Genomic DNA, 19,099 nt, shown 5'->3' with positions numbered 1-19,099 from the left:
CCGCATGACGATAACCAAAGAATTGGATATTAACCAACTATTCTCGCATGGTTATCTGGGGGGTGAAGGAGATTACGCACATGGACTCGACAATCGACACCCGAACCGCCGGCTACGGCGCCCTGCTGCTCCGGCTAACTCTGGGCTTCCTGTTCTTCGCCCATGACTGGCTGAAATACGCCATCTTCACCCCTGCCGGGACGGAACATTTCTTCGCCAGCCTCGGTCTGCCGGGCTGGTTCGGCCTGTTCGTCATGCTGTGGGAACTGGCGGCCGGCATCGCGCTGGTGCTCGGGATATGGGCGCGGCTCGCCGCGCTACTGATCGTGCCGGACCTGATCGGCGCCATAGCGCTGGTGCATATCCATAACGGGTTCTATTTCACGGCGAAGGGCGGCGGATGGGAATATCCCGCGTTCTGGGCCATCGCCCTCGTGGTGCTCGCCCTGATCGGCGATGGTCCTTATGCCCTCGTCCCCACACCGTTCGGCCGGAGGACCGCGTGATGCAACCCTCGCTCTTCGTCAGCCATGGCTCGCCGATGCTGGCACTCACCGAAACCCCGGCGAGGATGTTCCTCGCCGGACTTTCCGCCACCCTGCCCAGACCTCGCGCCATTCTCGTCGTCTCCGCGCATTGGGAGACGGCAGAGCCGATGGTCAATGCGGTGGCCCGCAACGAGACCATCCACGATTTCTTCGGCTTCCCCCGCGCGCTCTACGAACTTTCCTATCCCGCGCCGGGCGATGCGGCGCTGGCGCAGCGCATTGCCGGGCTGCTCGGCGAGGCCGGTTTTCCCACCGGGCTCGACCCCGCGCGCGGCCTCGACCACGGCGCCTGGGTGCCGCTGCTACTGGCCTGGCCCGCGGCCGACATCCCTGTACTCCAGCTCTCGGTACAGACCCGGCTCGGCCCGCGCCACGCCTTCGACATCGGCCGGGCGCTGGCGCCGCTGCGGCGTGACGATGTGCTGATCGTCGGTTCCGGCAGTTTCACCCACGACCTGCGGCGCTTCCGCGGCCAGCCGGTCGACGCGCCGGAGGCGGAGGATGTGACGGCGTTCAGCGCCTGGATGGACGCGGCCATTGCCGGCAACGACATCGCCGCCCTGCTCGACTATCGCGCCCGCGCGCCGCATGCGCGCGACGAACACCCGACCGAAGAGCATCTGCTGCCGCTCTTCACCGCGATCGGCGCCGGAGAGGGCAGCGCGGCGCGGCGGCTGCACAACTCGACCGAGCACGCGATCCTGCGGATGGACGCCTACGGGTTCGGCCTGCCGGCCTGATACCGCACCGCCCAGCGCAGCGGAATCAGCGAGGCGAGCAGCAGCAGGCCGGCGACGACGAGGGCGGTGCCCGAGCGCGGCACGTCCGCCGTGCCGTCAGGCCCCAGCGTCGCCGCGTAGATCGTGGTGAACAGCAACGGGCCGACCAGCGCGGTCAGCCCGTTCAGGCTGGCGAGCAACCCCTGCAGCCGCCCCTGCTCGCGCCCGCCAATCCGGTGCGCCATGATCCCCTGCACCGCAGGCATCGCCAGCCCCCAGGCCGAGAGAACCGGGACGCCGATCCAGAAAATCCGCGAATCGGGCGCGAGACCGAACAGCACAAACCCCGCGGCGCCACCAATCAGGCCAAGGATCAGCGTTCTCGGCTCGCCAAGCCGGCGCACCATCGGCCCGACCACAACGCCGCCGACCACGGCAAACCCGACCCCGGCGGCGGCGAGGGTGGCGCCGATCAGCTGCGGGCGCCAGCCGAACCGCTCCTGCACGTAAAGCACCATGACCGAAGGCACCGCCTGCAGCGCGAGCGTGCCGAGCGCATAGATCGTCGCCGGCGCGGCCACGCCCGGCCGGCGATAGAAGCGCAGCGCATCTAGCGGGTTGAGGCCCCGCCAGCCGATCCGCCGGCGGCGGCGCGGCGCAAGCGATTCCGGCAGCGCCACCAGACCGTAGAGGAAGTTGGCGAGGGAAAGACCTGCGGCGAACCAGAACGGCAGGCGCAGCGAAACCGCGCCGAGCAGACCGCCCAACGCCGGTCCGAGCACAAAGCCGATCGCCGCGGCAACGCCCGAGACGCCGAACGCCGCCGCCCGCCGCTCGGGCGGCGTGACATCGGAAATATATGCATTCGCGGCGGCGATGTTGGCCGAGGAAGCGCCGGAGAGAATCCGCCCGGCGAGCAGCCAGCCGACCGATGGAGCCAGCGCCATCACGGTGAAATCCACCGCCTGGCCGAGGCAGGAGAGCAGGATCACCGGCCGCCGGCCGAACCGGTCGGACAGCGCGCCAAGCATCGGCGAGGCAATGAACTGCATCGCCGCCCAGGCGGCACCGAAGGCGCCGAACACATGCGCGCTCAGCCCGGCGCCCCCGCCGACCAGCCCGGTGATGAGCGCGGGCAGGACCGGCAGCACGATCGCCATGGCCAGCATGTCCAGCAGGATCGTGGCCATGATGAAGCCGAAAGCGGCCCCGCGCCTGCGGGACGTGGAACCGCTCATCGACACTGGCGCGAAAGACGCACCATCCCTCAGGCGTAGTCGGCGCTGGTGGTCACGTCGCGCGTGCGGTCCGACTTGATGGCGTGGAACACCGGCGATAGCGCGGTGGCCACGATCACGTTCACGACGAAGGTGGCCAGCGCAATGTAGCACGGATAGGTCATCCCACCGATGTGGAACGGATAGATCGCGCCCTTGAGATGGTTCAGCAACGCGAAATGCGTCGCAAGGCCGATGCCCACCGCCCAGCCGACCAGCAACGCCCATCCGTTGTAGAACCGGGTGAACAGGCTGAATACGATGGCCGGAAAGATCTGGATCATCCACATGCCGCCAAGCAGCTGCAACTGGATCGCGTACTTCAGCGGCAGGCCGAAGATGAACAGCAGCGCTCCGATAATCATCACGATCGAGAACAGCTTGGCGATCTGCGATTCCGCCGCCGCCGATACGCCGGGGGAGACGAATTCCTTCCAGATGTCGCGCGTGAAGATGTTCGCCGAGGCAATCGCCATGATCGCGGCAGGCACCAGGGCGCCGATCGCGATGGCGGCAAAGGCAATGCCGACAAACCAGCCCGGCAAGGTATGGATCAGCAGCGCCGGCACGGCGAAACTCGGCCCATAGGCTTTGAAGCCCGCGGCGAACTGGGGCAGCGCGGAAACGCCGGCTGCCACCGCCATGGCGCCGAGCAGGGTGATCAGGCCGAGCATCAGCGAATAGGCCGGCAGGATCACCGCGTTTTTTCGCACCGTCTCGCTCGAGCGCGACGACAGGATGCCGGTCAACGCGTGGGGATACAGGAACAGCGCCATCGCCGAGCCGAGTGCCAGCGTCGCATAGCCAGAATAAAGCCCGGTGGTATGCGGGCCTGGCTTCGGCAGCAGCAGCTTGGTGGAGGCGATCTTCGCGAAAATATGTCCGAACCCGCCCAGCGAGGCCGGGATCGCGAAGATCGCCACGATGATGGTGAGGTAGATCAGCGTGTCCTTGACCACAGCGATCATCGCCGGCGCGCGAAGGCCCGACGTGTAGGTGAAGGCGGCGAGCACGAGGAAGGCCAGGATCAGCGGGAGATGACTGCCGAACCCGGTACCGAGGTTGAACGCGCCGATGACCACCTGCATGCCGACAAGCTGCAACGCGATATAGGGCATGGTCGCGATGATGCCGGTGATACCCACCGCAAGCGCAAGCCAGCGGTTGCCATAGCGGCCTCTGACAAACTCTGGCCCGGTGACGAAACCGTATTTGGCGGCAACCCGCCACATTTTCGGAAACACAACATACAGGATCGGATAGGCGACGATGGTGTATGGCACCGCGAAGAAGGCGATGGCGCCTGCGCCGAACATCAGCGCGGGCACGGCAATGAACGTATAGGCCGTATAAAGATCGCCGCCGATCAGGAACCAGGAAATCAGCGTACCGAACTGGCGGCCGCCAAGCCCCCATTCGTGAAGCTGGTCGAGGTCACCGCCGCGCCAGCGTGCAGCGAAGAACCCCAGGATGAGAACGCCGACCACGAGGACGGCGAAGACGATACCGGCTATGAGCATGGCGACGTTCCTTAGCTTTCGGCGCGCCAGACGATCCAGATGATGACCGACGAGATCACCACCCAGGCGAGCTGGTACCAATAGAAAAAGGGAAAGCCTAGCACGGCGGGCTTGGCATGATTGAAGAACGGCACCCAGAGCGTTGCCACGAAAGGCACAAGCAACAGGAGCCGCCAAGGCGTTGAGCGCGGCTTGCGCTCTGAATTTTCCTCGGCCACGACATCTCTCCGCATAAAGTGATGTTCGTTTTTATGAAAAACGTCATCGCTCTTTAGGCGCACTTGCCTCTGACAGGCAAGCATTCATGCCATACGAGACGCCATCAGCCGCGCCGCCCGCAGGATCGCCGAAAGATCGCCAAGAGCCGTATCGAAATCGTTGTTTTCGATGATGAAATCGAATTCGCCCTGATGCGCGAGTTCGTCCTCGGCCTCCTCCATCCGCATCGCGATCGCGGCGGGATCATCGCCACGCGCCACAAGGCGGCGATGAAGTTCCTCAAGGCTGCTCGTGCGGATGAATACGCCAACCACATCGCGCGGCAGCGCGGCCCTGAGCTGGCGAAAGCCCTGCCAGTCGATATCGAACAGGATGTCCCGGCCCGCCGCCAGCATCTCCCCGACATGCGCGCGCGGCGTGCCGTAGGACCGGCCGAACACCGTCGCATACTCAAGGAATTCGCCTGCCGCGACCATGCCCGCAAACTGTTCCGGGGTGCGGAAGAAATAATGCACCCCCTCCTGCTCGCCATCGCGCGGCGCGCGGGTGGTGGCGCTGATCGACAGCGACAGCCGTGAATCACCGGCAAGCAACGCCCGAGAGAGCGACGTCTTGCCGGCGCCAGAAGGCGCTGCAAGCACGAGGCAGAGGCCGCGCCTATTCAATGTTCTGAACCTGTTCGCGCAGCTGCTCGATCGTTGCCTTGAGGTCGAGCCCGATGGCGGTCAGTTGCAGCGACGCCGACTTGCTGCACAGCGTGTTCGCCTCGCGGTTGAATTCCTGCATCAGGAAATCGAGCCGGCGGCCGACCGGCGCCGACTCGGCGAGTAACGCATGCGCCGCCTCGACATGCGCATCCAGCCGGTCAAGTTCCTCGCGCACGTCAGATTTCGTGGCGAGCAGCGCGATTTCCTGGGCCAGCCGCTCCTGCGGCACCGGGTCGGAATCGCCGAGCAGATCAGCCAGCGCGCCCTGCAGCCGGGCGCGGTGCTGAGCCGCCTGTTCCGGTGCATGAGCACGCGCCGCGGCGACCAGGCGGCGGATCGCGCCGAGCAGATCCGCGGCGATTACGGCAAGCCGACCGCCCTCGTCACGCCGCGCACGATCGAGCGCTTCGATGGCAACATCGAAGCCGGCGGCCAGAGTGGCGGCAAGAGCCTCTTGCCGGGCGGCCTCCGCATCTTCCGCGACATCCTCGGCGGGAGCGGGACGGATGACGCCAGGCAAGGCCAACAGCGCCTCGGCGCGCGGCACCATCGCACCCGGAATCCGCTCCGACAATGCAAGCGCATGGCGCAGGAGCCCTTCCAGCGCCGCCTCGTCCACCATCATCGCCGCCTGGGACTCGCGCTTCAACGTCAGCGTGGCGGACACATTACCGCGCTTCAACCGCTTGCCGGCCACCTCGCGCAGCGCCGGCTCGAGCCCATCCAGCCCCGCGGGCAGGCGCAACCGAAGATCGAGCCCGCGACCGTTCACGCTGCGGATTTCCCAGACGAAACTGGCATTGTCGTGGCTGCCCGCGTGGCGGGCAAAGCCGGTCATCGAGGCAAGGGTGGAGGTCATGGACGCAACGTTTCGCGCACATGATCAAGTGCGACAAGCCTCCCCTCGCGCTCGATATGCCAGAACGTCCAGCCATTGCAGCTTGCGGCGTTCTGAACCGCGGCACCGACCTGATGGATCGAGCCGCGATGCGCGCCGGCGATGATGCTGGCATCCGCCGCGACCGTGGCGCTCACCCGCCGCAGCCTGTCATGCAGCAATGTGCCTGGCGGGACCAAGCCGCGCTCGACCAGCACGCCGAAGGCGATACGCGGCGCCTCTCTGCGGCTCGGCATCGGCCTGGTCAGATGCGCCGGCGCCGCCCGCATTTCCCGCAGCCGCGCCCAGCCGGCCTCGACGTAGGCGGGATGACGCTCGATGCCGATGAAATGCCGGTTGAGCCGCTTGGCCACCGTCGCCGTCGTCGCGGTACCAGAAAACGGGTCCAGCACCACGTCGTCCGGGTTGGTCGCGGCCAGGATCACGCGGTGCAGCAGGGCCTCCGGCTTCTGGGTCGGGTGCAGCTTGAGGCCGTGCTGGTTGCGCAGCCGCTCGCCGCCGGTGCAGAGCGGAATCGTCCAGTCGCTGCGCATCTGGGTATCGTCGTTGAGCGATTTCATCGCCTGATAGTTGAACCGGTAACGCGATTTCGGCTCCCGCGCCGCCCAGATCAGCGTTTCGTGCGCATTCGTGAAGCGCCGGCCGCGGAAATTCGGCATCGGGTTGGTCTTGCGCCAGATCACGTCGTTGAGAATCCAGAACCCGAGATCCTGCATGATCGCGCCGAGGCGGAAAATGTTGTGATAGGAGCCGATCACCCAGATCGTCGCGTCCTTGTGCATCAGCCGCCGCGCCTCAGAGAGCCAGGCGCGCGAGAATTCGTCATAGGCCGCGAAATCGGTGAACTTGTCCCAGTCGTCGTCAACACCGTCGACCACACTGTCATCCGGCCGGCGCAATTCGCCACGGAGTTGCAGGTTGTAGGGCGGATCGGCGAAGACGCAGTCGATCGACGCATCCGGCAGCATGCGCATCATCTCGACGGCATCGCCAAGCAGAAGCTGATCGAGCGGCAATTCGCGAACGGCGGTCAAGGGCAATTTGGGCCTCGGTCTGTCTCTCCCCCCTATACCTGACGAACGCGCCGTGGTCGCGTCAATGGCTGATGCGCACCCGGACCGACCTTGCGGCTTGCATCCGGGGTCAAATCAGCCATCCTGACGCCAGCAGAGCGGAGGATTCCATGCCCTACGAGATGATTGTGACCGAAACCGACGGCGCCGTGGCCGTCATCCGGCTGAACCGCCCGGAGTCGCTGAACGCGCTGTGCGACCAGTTGATGAGCGAACTCGCCGACGCCTTGCGCGGCTTCGATTCCGACAAGTCAATCCGCTGCATCGTGCTCACCGGATCGGACAGAGCGTTCGCCGCCGGCGCCGACATCAAGGAAATGCAGAACCGTAGCTGGCCCGAAACCGGCCTCGACGATTTCATCGGAAAATCATGGGAAGTCGTTACCACGACGCTCAAGCCGGTGATCGCGGCGGTATCGGGCTATGCGCTCGGCGGCGGATGCGAGTTGGCGATGATGTGCGACATCATCATCGCGGCCGACACGGCGAAGTTCGGCCAGCCGGAAATCGCCATCGGCGTGATCCCCGGTGCCGGCGGCACCCAGCGCCTGACCCGCGCCATCGGGAAATCCAAGGCGATGGAGATGATCCTGACCGGCCGGATGATGGATGCCGAAGAAGCCGAACGCGCCAACCTCGTCGCCCGCGTGGTGCCGGCCGCGGACCTGATGCCGGAGACGATGAAGCTAGCCAGGCGCATCGCCGGCATGTCTCCCGTCGCCCTCCTCCAGGCCAAACGCAGCATCAACGCCGCCTTCGAGACCATGCTGGCCGAGGGTGTGAGATACGAGCGGGCGAGCTTCCTTCCGCTGTTCGGCACACCCCACCAGCGCGAAGGCATGGCGGCCTTCATCGAGAAGCGCAAGCCGGACTTTTCATAGCTCCCGCACGGCTCAGACAGGGAACTGGACGGAGAACAGCCGGTCGGAGGGGCCGTCCAGCTTTCTACCGACCGCCCCCTGCCGCCTTTGCTGCGATTGCTGCCAGCGTCTTGCAGAGCGGGGTCAGGACGGCCGAGCACCACGGCAGGGTTGCCTTCCGCCGAGGCCGCAAGACCTGCCCCGTTTCGGAGATCGCACGCAAGCCGCAACCCGGAGAACTGCGCGCGCCGGCCCGGGTGAAGGAACTTGGGCTAGGTCGGGGGCACGCACCCATTTGATGTTGCCATCGAATTGCTGCGGACAATTATCTGATTTATAATGAACTTCCTGCTATATCCCCCGATCGCGTAGGCAACGGGACAGAATCCTGGGATGGGGGCGACAGGCGCTTGCGGTCTATTGCCGGACGTCATCCGCGATTTCATCGAGGCGCAGGTCGTCGGCAGCGGTCTCCGACTCCCCCGGTTGCCAACAGTACCCCAGTCCAGCGTGGATACGCATCGGCTAATCCTCCCAATGCCCGGGATCGGGAAGCAGGTCGCGGTTTGTCAGGACGCTTTGACGTGAACTGGTTGGCCTCAGGCAGTGCCCGGCACACCTTTCGATGTCGAATACTCGAAATGCAGCGCCTCGTCCGGATGCACGATCGGATGGATTGCGTGAGCCGCCATCGCCGCTTCTGAGAAGCCCTGCAGGATCAGCTTGAGTTTGCCCGGATACTGCGCAACGTCGCCAATCGCGAAAATGCCGCGCGTGCTGGTCTCGCAGGTCGAGGGGGTCACAAGAACGTGATGAAGCGAAAGCTCAAGCCCCCAGGTCGCAACCGGCCCGAGATCGGTGGCGAGACCGAAGAACGGCAACAGCACATCGGCCTCGAGATGCCGGGTTGCGCCGTCGAGATCGGCGACCTCGACCGTGCGCAGCGCACCATCGGCGCCATGCAGCGCATGCAACTGATAGGGAATGATGAGGTCGATGTCGCCCCGCGCCGCCGCTTCGGCCAATTGCGCGGCGCTTTCGGGCGCGGCACGAAATTTCGGCCGCCGGTGGACCACGGCGATGCTCGATGCAATCCCGCACAGCGCCAGCGCCCAGTCCACCGCCGAGTCGCCACCGCCGGCGATCACCACCCGCTTGCCGCGCAACGCCTCGCGCCGCTTCACGTAATACTGCACCGCACCGCTCGCCTCGTAGGCGGCGAGTCCCTCCAGCGGCGGACGGTTCGGGCCGAATGCCCCCGCACCGGCTGCGATGATGATGGCCTTCGCGCGGACGATGTCGCCCAGGTCGGTGCCGATCGTGAAATCGCCCGAACTGCCGGAAATCGCCGTCACGAGCCGGCCGAGCAGGCGCGGCGCGGCGAAGGGCGCGATCTGCCGCTCCAGATTCTCGATCAACCCTGCCGCCTCGATCGCCGGCAGGGCGGGAATGTCGTAGATCGGCTTTTCCGGATAGAGCGCCGCACACTGGCCGCCCACCTCGCCCAACGCGTCGATCAGCACGGTGCCGAGCTTCAGCATCCCGCACTCGAAAACGGCGAACAGGCCGGCTGGGCCCGCGCCGATAATGGCCACATCGGTGGTGATCGTCTCTGCCATGCCCCATGCCTAGCCGAAACCGCGCGCGGGTCAACTTGCAAAGACGATCTGATCGGGCAGGATCGCGCCATGGCGATTCGGAAGATGACGCTAGGCAGCGAGGCTGAGACCGTCGCTCTCGCGCAGGCGATGGCCGCGCGGGCACGGGCGGGCGATGCGGTTCTGCTCTCGGGAAATCTGGGCGCGGGAAAATCGACTTTTGCCCGCGCCTTCATCCGCGCCCGCGCGGGCGATGCCTCGCTCGATGTGCCGAGCCCGAGTTTCACCCTGGTACAGACCTACGAACTTGACCCGCCGGTGACGCATTTCGACCTCTGGCGTCTCACCGGACCGGACGACGTCGCTGAACTCGGGCTGGATGCCGCCTTGGCCGGCATTGCCCTCATCGAGTGGCCAGACCGGCTCGGCCCGCTTGCCCCGCGCGAGGCGATCACGCTCGCGCTGGGCTGGGGCGAGGGCAATACCCGCACGGCTACCGCGTCCGGGCCGGATGCGCTGCTCGAAAGGCTCATGCGATGACGCCCCATGTGCGTTTCATCAGCGCTGACCGTCCGTTCCTGCCCGAACTCGCCCGCGCGTGGCTCGATGAGGCGACGCGTGACGGGCGCGATCCGGCCGATGGCGTGCTGTTCCTGCCCACCCGCCGCGCCGCCCGCGCCGCCGCCGCCGCCTTTCTCGACGCCAAGGGCGGACCACTGATCATGCCCCGCATCGCCGCCATCGGGGCGGCGGATGAAGCGGCACTCGGCATCCTCGCCGGGCTCGACCTGCCGCCGGCGATCACGGCCGAGGAACGTCGGGTGATCCTCGCCAGGCTCATCCTCGGCATGGGCGGGCGCGACGGCGCGCCGACCACCCTCGCCGCCGCGCTCCTGCTCGCGGACGATCTCGCCCTGCTGCTCGACACCGCCGCCCAGGCCGAGATCGACCTTGCGGAGACGCTGCCCGGAATCGTGGCGCCGGACCTTGCGGAACACTGGCAGCGCACGCTGGATTTCCTCTCGATCGTGACAAGGACATGGCCTGCCATTCTCGCCGAACGCGGTGCTATCGATCCGGCGGTCCGCCAGCGCATGCTGATCGACGCGCAAGCCGAACGCTGGCGCCTCACGCCGCCGGCGCATCCGGTCTGGCTCGCCGGGCTTGCCGCGGCCCCCCCGGCCCTCGGGCGCCTCGCGAGAGTCGTCGCGGGCCTGCCGCACGGTTGCGTGGTGCTGCCGGGGTTCGATCCCGATCTGCCCGATAAAGCCTGGTCGATGCTCGATCACACGCCGACCCACCCCCAGGCCGGACTGAACCGCCTTGCCGAAGCGATCGGCGTGCGACGCGAAGAGGTTGCACCTCTGCGAGAAGGCGGTGCAACCGGCCGCGAGACACGGGTTGCACTCCTGCGCCGCGCCTTTTTGCCCACGGCGCCGGCAGCGGATATTGCCGCCGCATCGGCCGACGGACTCTGGCGACTCGATGCAGCGGACGAGCAGGACGAGGCGCGTGCCATCGCGCTGACCCTGCGCCACGCGCTCGAAACGCCAGGGCGTCACGCCGCGCTGGTTACGCCGGATCGCGGCCTGGCCCAGCGTGTCGCCGCCGAACTCGAACGGCTCGGTATTCGCGCCGAGGACAGCGCAGGGGAGCGGCTTGCGGACACACCGCCCGCGGTGCTGCTGCGCCTGCTCGCCGCCGCCGCCGCGAGCGACTACGATGCCGTGCCGCTTCTGGCGCTGCTGAAACACCCCCTGGTCAATGCCGGCCTGCCGGCGGGACGATGCCGCGCCCTCGCCCGTCGGCTAGACCTGCTGCTCCGCGCCGCCCTGCCCGGCCCCGGCTTTTCGGCCATGCGCCATGCCGCCGATCACTCAACCAAACCGGACGAGGCGCTTTCGACCTTTCTCGCCGACCTGCAGGTCAGCCTTCGCCCGCTGTCGCTCGGCCCGGCGAAGACGTCGCCGGCCAGCCTTCTCGCCGGGTTGGTGGAGGCAGCGGAGGCGATCGCCGACGAACTCTGGACCGGCGAGGCCGGGGCGGCGCTGTCCGAACATCTCGCCGTTCAGATCGCAGCGCTCGATGCCCTGCCGGATGTCGAGGCGACGGAACTCGTGCCGTTGCTCGACGCGGTGCTCGGCAACGCCCGGCTGCGCCGCCCCAGAGCGCGCGACGCCAATCCGCGCGTCGCGATCTGGGGCATGATGGAGGCGCGATTGCAACGGGTCGACACGCTCGTTCTCGGCGGGCTGGTCGAGGGCGTGTTTCCGGCCGAACCAGAGCCAGGCCCCTGGCTTTCGCGCCCAATGCGGCGCGCCGCGCGGTTGCCGGACGATGCCGAGCGGATCGGCGAGGCCGCGCACGATCTCGGCATCCTGATCGCCTCATGCGACGAGGTGATCCTGTCGGCGCCGCGCCGGCGGGGCCGCGCGCCGGCGGTACCTTCGCGCTTTCTGGCGCGGATCGACCTTGCGTTGCGCGGGGCCGGCAGCGCACTGAAGCAACATCCCGCCAGCCACTGGTCGACCAGGCTCGACCAGCCGACACTGCGGATTGCCCGGCCCCGGCCGGAACCGCGCCCGCCGGCCCGTGCAAGGCCCATCTCCTATTCGATCTCGAAAGTCACGACGCTGCTGAGCGACCCCTATGCGATCTATGCCGGCGAGGTCTTGGATCTGCACACGCTCAACCCGCTGCAGGCGGAAACCGATGCGGCACTGTTCGGCACTATCACCCATGATGCGCTGAAAGCGGTGACCCGCACGCCGGACTGGGCGTCCGCGCCGGATGCGGCGGCACGACTCGCCCACGCATTTACCTCGGAACTGCGCGGCAAGCGCCTGCGCCGTGCGCTGGAGGCGTTCTGGCTCGTGCGGCTCGAACGGATCGCCGAATGGATCGTCGAGATCGAGCGCGGCAGGCTTGCCGACCTGGGCAAGGCGGATGACATCAAGGTGGAACTACCCGGCGAATGGCGGTTCGGCCATTTCACGGTGAAGGGGCGTGCCGACCGGATCGAACGCCGGGGCGAGACCCTCGCGATCATCGATTACAAGACCGGCAGCCCGCCCGCTGACAAGGCGGTGGAGGCAGGCAGCGCGCCACAATTGCCGATCGAGGCGGTCATCGCGGAGGCCGGTGGCTTTCCCGGCTTCACCGGCAAAGTAACGGAACTCGCCTACTGGAAACTGTCGGGCGGCGCCACGGAAGGTGAAACGCGCGCGCTGTTCGGCGGCAATGCCGGGCCACTCCGGGCGGTGATCGACGCGGCGCGGACGCAGATCCCTGCCCTGCTCGCCTATTATGCTGACCCGGCGACACCGTTTCTCGACGCGCCGCATCCGGGCCGCAAACCCTATGACCAGCCCTTCGCCGGCATTTCCCGGCGCGCCGAATGGCAGGAGGACGCATGAGCGGCGCGATCGCAGCAGCCGAGGCGGCGCAACGCGCGGCCTCCGACCCTTCCGTCTCGGCCTTCGTCGGCGCTTCGGCCGGCTCGGGCAAGACCAAACTGCTGACCGACCGGCTGCTGCGGCTGATGCTCTCCGGTGCCACGCCGAGCCGCATTCTCTGCCTCACCTTCACCCGCGCCGCCGCCGCCGAGATGGCGATCCGCCTCCGCCGGCGGCTCGGTGACTGGGCGATCGCCACCGACGAAACTCTCGATGCCGATCTCGCGGCGCTGGACATGCCGGCGGATACCGGGACGAGGCATCGAGCAAGGATGCTGTTCGGCCAGGTGCTCGACCTGCCGGGCGGCCTGCGGATCGACACGGTTCACGCCTTCTGCCAGTCGCTGCTGCGCCGCTTTCCACTGGAAGCGCAGATCTCGCCACATTTCGCCGTCGCCGATGAGGCCGAAGCCGCAGTCCGCCGCCGCGGCGCGCGCGAGGCCGTGCTCGGCGATGACAGCCGCGCCGCCGAAGCCGCGCTGCGTCTGCTCGCGGGGCAGATTTCGGAAACCGATTTCGCCGGACTGACCGACCGGATGCTGACCGATGCGCAGGCCCGCCTTGCCCGACTCGTGAGCCGCCACCCAGATGCCGGCATCATCGCGGCGATGCAGGCAGCGGCCCTCGATGCTCCGGATGACGACGAGGAAACGATCCGCCGCGCGATCGTCGAATTCGACGATCGCGAGATCCGTGGCGCTCTTTCCATCATCAAGGATCGGAGCTCGACGAAGGCGTGTGAAAAGGCGGGCGAACTGCTCAGCTGGCTGAATCTCGAAACAGAGGCGCGCCTCGCCTGCCAGGATATCTGGATCAGCGGCTTCTTCACCGGCAAGGGCGACCCACGCGCGATGTCTTCGCTGGTGAGCAAGGGGCTCGACGCCGAGGAGCCCACACTCAAGGCCACGATCGAGGCGGAACAGGGGCGATTGTTGCGCGCGAAAGACCGGCTCGCGGCGCGCCGTCTTGCCGATCTTTCGGCGGCGCTCGCCCAGCTCGTGTTGCCGATCCAAGCCGCCGAGCAGAGCGCGAAGCAGGGTAGTGCGCGGTTCGACTATGCAGACCTGATCGCCCGCGCCGCGCAACTGCTTGTCGACCCCGGTGCCGCCTGGGTGCTCTACAAGCTCGACGGCGGAATCGACCACATTCTGCTTGACGAGGTGCAGGACATCGCACCGGCGCAATGGGAAGTGATCGACGCGATCGTCGCGGAATTCTTCGCCGGCACCGGTGCGCGGGACGGCACCGCACGCACCGTCTTCGCGGTGGGTGACCGGAAGCAGTCGATCTATTCCTTTCAGGGCGCCGATCTCGCGAGTTTCGACGCCTGGCGGGCGGGGATCGGTGCGCGCGTCTCGGCCGCCGGCGCGCGCTGGCACGAAGGCAGCCTTGCGACATCATTCCGCTCCACGGCGCCCATTCTCTCTCTGGTGGACAAGGTATTCGAACGCGGGCCGGCACGCAGCGGTGTGGTCATGCCGGACGAGGTGCTGGCGCATGGCGCGAGCCGCGCCGGACAAGCCGGCTCGGTCACGCTCTGGCCGCTGGTGCCGGCGGATCCCGACCCCGAACTCGCTGCCTGGGCACCGGCCGAGACCTACGCCGAACAGGCCTCGGCCAGGCGACGACTGGCCAGGTCGGTCGCGGGCTGGATTGCCGCAAATGTAGGCACGATGCGTCTCGAGTCTCGCGGCCGGACGCTCGCTCCCGGCGATATCCTGATCCTGGTCAGGCAGCGGAACGAATTCGGCGTCGCGCTCACCCGCGCGCTGAAGGAGGCGGGGGTCAAGGTCGCGGGGCTCGACCGCATGGTGCTGACCGAAACCCGCGCCGTGGCCGACCTGATCGCCCTCGCCCGCGCGGTGCTGCTGCCGGAAGACGACGTCGAACTCGCCACCGTGCTGGCCAGTCCCCTCGGCGGGCTTTCCGACGAGGAATTGATGAATCTCGCCCTCGACCGCAAAGGCACGCTGCGCGACGCGTTATTCACCCGCGCCGACGAACACGTGGCCTTTGCGGCGGCTCGCGACCTGATTGCCGAAGCGCAGGCGCGGGCGGATTTCGTCACCCCCTACCGCTTCTTTGCCGAGGTGCTGGGGCCGATGGGCGGGCGGGCGCGGCTGCTCGCCCGGCTTGGTCCCGAGGCGGCGGAACCTCTCGATGAGTTGCTCGCCACCGCCCTCGACTATGGCACGCACGAAGCGCCGAGCCTGCAGGGTTTCCTCGCCGCGCTCGACGCCGCCGCAGCCGAGGTGAAACGGGAGGCGGAAGCCGCGGGCGATTCCGTGCGGCTGATGACCGTGCATGGCGCGAAGGGATTGCAGGCGCCGCTGGTGATCCTGCCTGACACCACCGGTCAGCGGGGGAAGGAAGCGCGCGACCTGCTTTACTGGATCGACGCACCGCAAGGCGGCGGCGAGGTTCCCATTTTTTGCCCGCGAGCCGACATGCGCAGCGCCGCCGTGCGCCAGGCTCTCGCCAGTGCATCCGACCGCGGCTTCGAGGAATACAATCGGCTTCTCTATGTTGCGCTGACCCGGGCGGAAGACCATCTGATCGTTTGCGGTGCTGCGACGAAATCCCGCCTCCCCGAGACCTGCTGGTATGAAAGCGTGCGCGCCGGTTTCGAACGGCTCGATGGAGTTGCCGAAATCGAGGCCGAACCGCCGCTCGACGGCACGATTCTGTATTATGCCGCACCGCAATCCGCACCGCCGGACCGGCTTGCGGCAATCAGCACGGCGACTGCGGCGCCGCTGCCCGGATGGATCGGTCCGGAAACCGGCTGGCGCGCAGCACCGCCGCCCGAACCAAAACAGCGCATCGACCGGCTGGTACCCAGCAGGAGTGCCGAGGGGGAAAGCACCGGTCTGGCCGCCGCCTCGCCGCTCGCTGGCCGTGGCACGGGCCGGGAAGCCGCCATGGCGCGCGGGCGGCTGATCCACGCGCTGCTGCAGCACCTGCCGGATCTCCCGCCAGGCGACCGGCGGGAGGCCGCGCGCCGTTATCTGGCGCAACCCGGTCACCGGCTTGGCGATGTGGAGCAGACGGATGTGATCGACGCGGTCTTTGACGTGCTCGATCACCCGGACCTGACAGCACTGTTCGGCCCCGCCTCACGCGCGGAGGCACCGATCGCCGGCATCGTCGGCGGTGTTGAGATCGGCGGATTGATCGACCGGCTCGCGGTTTTACCCGACCGGGTGCTCATTGCCGACTACAAGACCGATCGCCAGCCGCCAGCAGATCCGGCCGGAATTCCCGAAGCCTATGCGGCGCAGCTTGCTGCCTATGCCGCCGTGCTTGCCGAGATCTATCCAGGCCGCCGGATCGACGCGGTGCTGGTCTGGACCGCGCGGGGCCATGTCATGCCGGTGCCCGCGGCAAGGCTCGCGCGACATGCGCCCAAGCCGGACCAGCCATCCGCTTGATCGTCGCCGGGCGAGACGCCATTCTCCCCATCAACATCTCGTTTAAGGAGCAGGATCATGGGTGCAGCAACGAAAGCCGTATCTGACGCGGAGTTTTCAACTTCAGTTCTCGACTCGAAGGAGCCGGTGCTGGTCGATTTCTGGGCGGAATGGTGTGGCCCCTGCAAGATTATCGGCCCCTCGCTCGAGGAACTCGGCAGCGAATATGCCGGGCGCGTCACGATCGCCAAGGTGAATATCGACGAAAACCCGATGACACCGACGCAGTACGGCGTCCGCGGCATCCCGACACTGATCCTGTTCAAGGACGGCAAGCCGGCGGCGCAGCATGTCGGCGCCGCGCCGAAGAGCGTGCTCAAGGCCTGGCTGGACAAGAACATCTGATGGCCGTGGCGGACGATCCGGAGTCGCCACCAGCGACGCCGCCAATGATGCGCGCTATCGCCATGCCGGCCGACGCCAATGCGAATGGCGACATTTTCGGCGGCTGGCTGATGTCGCAGATGGACCTTGGCGGGTCGAATCTGGCGGGCCGGATCGCCCATGGGCGAATCGCGACCGTGGCGGTGGATGCGATGAGTTTCATCCGTCCGGTCAAGATTGGCGACGAGGTCAGTGTCTATGCCGAGCTTCTGAAGGTGGGCCGGACTTCGATCCAGGTGAATGTCGAGGCCTGGCGCCGGGCGCGCGATTCGGCGAGCGAGCGGCGGGTGACGAAGGCGGTGTTCACCTTTGTCGCGATCGACAGCGAAGGTCGTCCGCGCCCGATCGCACCCGCCCAGGCTTGAGTTAATCGACTTCCGACAGCGGACGCGCCACCGACTCGAGCGGGCGGCGCGCTGCCTCGACGCCGATCGCCGCCTCCACTGCGGCGGCCCCCAGCATCAGGAGGCCGCCCAGAAGATCCCCGTAGAACAGGTTGATCCGCTCGCCACTGCCTATCAGCATCCCGAACAGGAGAGGACCTGCAATTCCGCCCAGAGCGGTGCCAAACGCGTAGAACAGCGCGATGGCGACCGCCCGGATTTCCAGCGGGAAGCATTCGCTCACGGTCAGATAGGCCGAACTTGCTGCGGCCGAGGCAAAGAAGAAGATCGTCGTCCAGGCCGCGGTCTGCCCCGTCGCGGAAAGATCGGCACCAACGAAAAGCAGCCCGGTGGCGATCATCAGCAGCCCGGCGGTGGCATAGGTCGCGGTGATCATCGTGCGGCGACCGACCGTATCGAAGAGGCGGCCGAGTATCAGCGGCCCCGCGAAATTACCCAGTGCGAAGGGCAGGATGAACATCCCCACCCGATCACCCGGCACGCCATAGAATTTCGTAAGAACAATGGCATATGTGAAAAAGATGTAAGAGGGGCAAAAATGTGGGTGACCGTACATTTTTTCCTTGCACCGATTCGGCGCAGGGGAGTCTTTGGGTCATGTGCCTCCGTCCGTCACCCTTTCCGCGCTGAGCCGTGCAGAGCTTGAAGCTCTGCTGGTCGAACTGTTCGGTGAGATCGCCAGCCTGAAGGTGATCGTTGCTGAATTGCGCGAAGAGAATGCGCGACTGAAGGGTCTGAAGGGTCGCCCGCATATCAAACCGAGTGGCATGGAAAAAGGAACAGCGCCGCCGAAGCCCCAGAAGCAGGAGAAGCGTCCCGTTCGGGGCAAGGTCTCACCCCGGGTCAAAGTCGAAGAAAAGGTGATCGGGATTGAGGTCCCGCCAGGAGCTGTTTTCAAAGGTCATGAACCTTTTCTGGTCCAGGACCTCGTGATTTCGGCGACGGCGACCCGTTACCTGCGAGAGCGCTGGATAACGCCGGATGGCCGGACGATCCTGGCACCATTGCCTCAAGGAACCGCAGGCCATTTCGGTCCGGAACTACGCCGCTTCGTGCTGGTGCAATATCATCAGGGTCAATCGACGATGCCGCGGTTGCTCGCCTTGTTGCGATCGCTGGGGATTTCGATCTCGAAGCGGCAGTTGGTTCGCCTGTTGAACGAGAACCATGAGGCGTTCATCGCTGAAGCTCAGGATGTTCTGCGTGCGGGACTGGAAACATCTTCCTGGGTCAGTGTGGACGACACCGGTGCACGGCATGCCGCAAAGAACGGGTTTTGCACGCAGATCGGCAATGAGTGGTTCACCTGGTTCCGCACGCGGTCCTCGAAGAACCGGATGAACTTTCTTGATCTGCTCCGTGCCGGGCATACCGATTACGTGCTCAATGACGCGGCCTACACCTACATGCGCGATCATGGTCTTCCCGCCGCGACGATCGCCCTTCTGGCGGCGAGCCCACAGACTCGGTTCGCTGATCAGCCGGCGTGGACGGCTTTTCTCGAGCGGCTCGGCTTCACCGCATTGGCGGTCACGCCTAACCCAGTGCGGGTTGCCACAGAAGCGGCGCTATGGGGCAGCGTTCAGGCGCATGAATTTCTGTGCGATGCCGTTATTCTGAGCGACGACGCCGGACAATTCAATATCGGCCGGCACGCGTTGTGCTGGGTCCACGCGGAACGGCTGGTGCATAAACTGGACACGTTCAACGACCAGCATCGCGCCGCTCAAACGCGGGTTCGTGGCCTGATCTGGGATTTTTACGCGGACCTCAAAGCGTACCAGCAAAAACCGGGCAAGCGGCAGGCTCGGGCGTTACGGACCCGCTTCGACCGTATCTTCCTCTGCCGCACCGGCTTCGTGACGCTGGACCGTCTGCTGGCGCGGCTGCACGCCAACAAGGCCGAACTACTGATGGTGCTGGAACGGCCGGAAATCCCGCTCCACACCAATGGTTCGGAAAACGAC

17 protein-coding genes are annotated in these 19,099 nt (G+C 66.5%); 9 read left to right on the top strand and 8 right to left on the bottom strand.

The window, feature by feature from the left end; genetic code table 11:
• Nucleotides 1–80 precede the first annotated feature (80 nt).
• Together RT91_RS12520 and RT91_RS12515 are read left to right on the top strand one after the other, a co-directional pair.
• A complete protein-coding gene (locus tag RT91_RS12520) occupies nucleotides 81–506 on the top strand; it encodes a DoxX family protein (RefSeq protein ID WP_007421898.1) in 426 nt (141 codons plus the stop codon).
• Nucleotides 506–1,288: a class III extradiol ring-cleavage dioxygenase gene (locus RT91_RS12515; protein ID WP_013640016.1), complete on the top strand. Its 783-nt coding sequence runs from the start codon at nucleotides 506–508 to the stop codon at nucleotides 1,286–1,288. Before RT91_RS12520 ends, RT91_RS12515 begins: the two co-directional genes overlap by 1 nt.
• Here RT91_RS12515 and RT91_RS12510 read toward each other — a convergent pair.
• The 6 genes from RT91_RS12510 to RT91_RS12485 all read right to left on the bottom strand — a co-directional run bounded on the left by RT91_RS12510 (nucleotide 1,264) and on the right by RT91_RS12485 (nucleotide 6,865).
• Nucleotides 1,264–2,505: an MFS transporter gene (locus RT91_RS12510; RefSeq protein ID WP_011942248.1), complete on the bottom strand. Its 1,242-nt coding sequence runs from the start codon at nucleotides 2,503–2,505 to the stop codon at nucleotides 1,264–1,266. The genes RT91_RS12515 and RT91_RS12510 overlap by 25 nt on opposite strands.
• Nucleotides 2,506–2,534: 29 nt before the next feature.
• On the bottom strand, nucleotides 2,535–4,064 hold the full coding sequence (gene mctP, locus RT91_RS12505; protein ID WP_007421895.1) for a monocarboxylate uptake permease MctP: 1,530 nt from the start codon (nucleotides 4,062–4,064) through the stop codon (nucleotides 2,535–2,537).
• An 11-nt stretch (nucleotides 4,065–4,075) separates the two neighbouring features.
• On the bottom strand, nucleotides 4,076–4,282 hold the full coding sequence (locus RT91_RS12500) for a DUF3311 domain-containing protein (protein WP_007421894.1): 207 nt from the start codon (nucleotides 4,280–4,282) through the stop codon (nucleotides 4,076–4,078).
• A gap of 84 nt (nucleotides 4,283–4,366) precedes the next feature.
• Complete coding sequence (gene gmk / locus RT91_RS12495) at nucleotides 4,367–4,948, bottom strand: guanylate kinase (protein ID WP_011942249.1); 582 nt, start codon at nucleotides 4,946–4,948, stop codon at nucleotides 4,367–4,369.
• Nucleotides 4,941–5,849, bottom strand: coding sequence for a YicC/YloC family endoribonuclease (locus RT91_RS12490; protein ID WP_011942250.1), 909 nt, complete (start codon nucleotides 5,847–5,849; stop codon nucleotides 4,941–4,943). Before RT91_RS12490 ends, gmk begins: the two co-directional genes overlap by 8 nt.
• A complete protein-coding gene (locus RT91_RS12485) occupies nucleotides 5,846–6,865 on the bottom strand; it encodes a site-specific DNA-methyltransferase (protein ID WP_172637347.1) in 1,020 nt (339 codons plus the stop codon). Before RT91_RS12485 ends, RT91_RS12490 begins: the two co-directional genes overlap by 4 nt.
• A 206-nt stretch (nucleotides 6,866–7,071) precedes the next feature.
• Between RT91_RS12485 and RT91_RS12480 the strand changes: the two genes are divergently transcribed.
• A complete protein-coding gene (locus RT91_RS12480) occupies nucleotides 7,072–7,842 on the top strand; it encodes an enoyl-CoA hydratase-related protein (RefSeq protein WP_011942252.1) in 771 nt (256 codons plus the stop codon).
• 578 nt (nucleotides 7,843–8,420) lie between these two features.
• On the opposite strand, the gene RT91_RS12475 is transcribed toward RT91_RS12480, so the two are convergent.
• Nucleotides 8,421–9,440 (bottom strand): NAD(P)/FAD-dependent oxidoreductase, encoded by a 1,020-nt coding sequence (locus RT91_RS12475; protein WP_035187542.1) that lies wholly within the window; start codon nucleotides 9,438–9,440, stop codon nucleotides 8,421–8,423.
• Between the two features lie 69 nt (nucleotides 9,441–9,509).
• Between RT91_RS12475 and tsaE the strand changes: the two genes are divergently transcribed.
• Genes tsaE through RT91_RS12450 form a run of 5 tightly spaced genes read left to right on the top strand, consistent with a single transcriptional unit; the run spans nucleotide 9,510 to nucleotide 17,093 of the window.
• On the top strand, nucleotides 9,510–9,959 hold the full coding sequence (gene tsaE / locus RT91_RS12470) for a tRNA (adenosine(37)-N6)-threonylcarbamoyltransferase complex ATPase subunit type 1 TsaE (RefSeq protein ID WP_035187539.1): 450 nt from the start codon (nucleotides 9,510–9,512) through the stop codon (nucleotides 9,957–9,959).
• Nucleotides 9,956–12,835: a double-strand break repair protein AddB gene (gene addB / locus RT91_RS12465; RefSeq protein WP_035187537.1), complete on the top strand. Its 2,880-nt coding sequence runs from the start codon at nucleotides 9,956–9,958 to the stop codon at nucleotides 12,833–12,835. Before tsaE ends, addB begins: the two co-directional genes overlap by 4 nt.
• Nucleotides 12,832–16,305: a double-strand break repair helicase AddA gene (gene addA / locus RT91_RS12460; RefSeq protein WP_035187535.1), complete on the top strand. Its 3,474-nt coding sequence runs from the start codon at nucleotides 12,832–12,834 to the stop codon at nucleotides 16,303–16,305. Before addB ends, addA begins: the two co-directional genes overlap by 4 nt.
• A 57-nt stretch (nucleotides 16,306–16,362) precedes the next feature.
• On the top strand, nucleotides 16,363–16,689 hold the full coding sequence (gene trxA, locus RT91_RS12455; protein WP_011942255.1) for a thioredoxin: 327 nt from the start codon (nucleotides 16,363–16,365) through the stop codon (nucleotides 16,687–16,689).
• The gene (locus RT91_RS12450; RefSeq protein ID WP_013640022.1) at nucleotides 16,689–17,093 is read left to right on the top strand and encodes an acyl-CoA thioesterase; all 405 of its coding nucleotides are present in this window, start codon (nucleotides 16,689–16,691) and stop codon (nucleotides 17,091–17,093) included. Before trxA ends, RT91_RS12450 begins: the two co-directional genes overlap by 1 nt.
• Before the next feature lies 1 nt (nucleotide 17,094).
• Here the strand turns inward: RT91_RS12450 and RT91_RS12445 are convergent, their stop codons facing one another.
• The gene (locus RT91_RS12445) at nucleotides 17,095–17,688 is read right to left on the bottom strand and encodes an MFS transporter (RefSeq protein ID WP_256363799.1); all 594 of its coding nucleotides are present in this window, start codon (nucleotides 17,686–17,688) and stop codon (nucleotides 17,095–17,097) included.
• 43 nt (nucleotides 17,689–17,731) lie between these two features.
• On the opposite strand from RT91_RS12445, the gene RT91_RS20615 reads away from it, so the two are divergent.
• A partial coding sequence (locus tag RT91_RS20615; RefSeq protein WP_082468592.1) for a transposase occupies nucleotides 17,732–19,099 on the top strand: 1,368 nt, incomplete at its 3' end.

The sequence above is a fragment of the Acidiphilium sp. JA12-A1 genome (assembly GCF_000724705.2).
Lineage (GTDB): Bacteria > Pseudomonadota > Alphaproteobacteria > Acetobacterales > Acetobacteraceae > Acidiphilium > Acidiphilium multivorum.
This window is presented reverse-complemented; position numbering and strand designations above follow the sequence as displayed.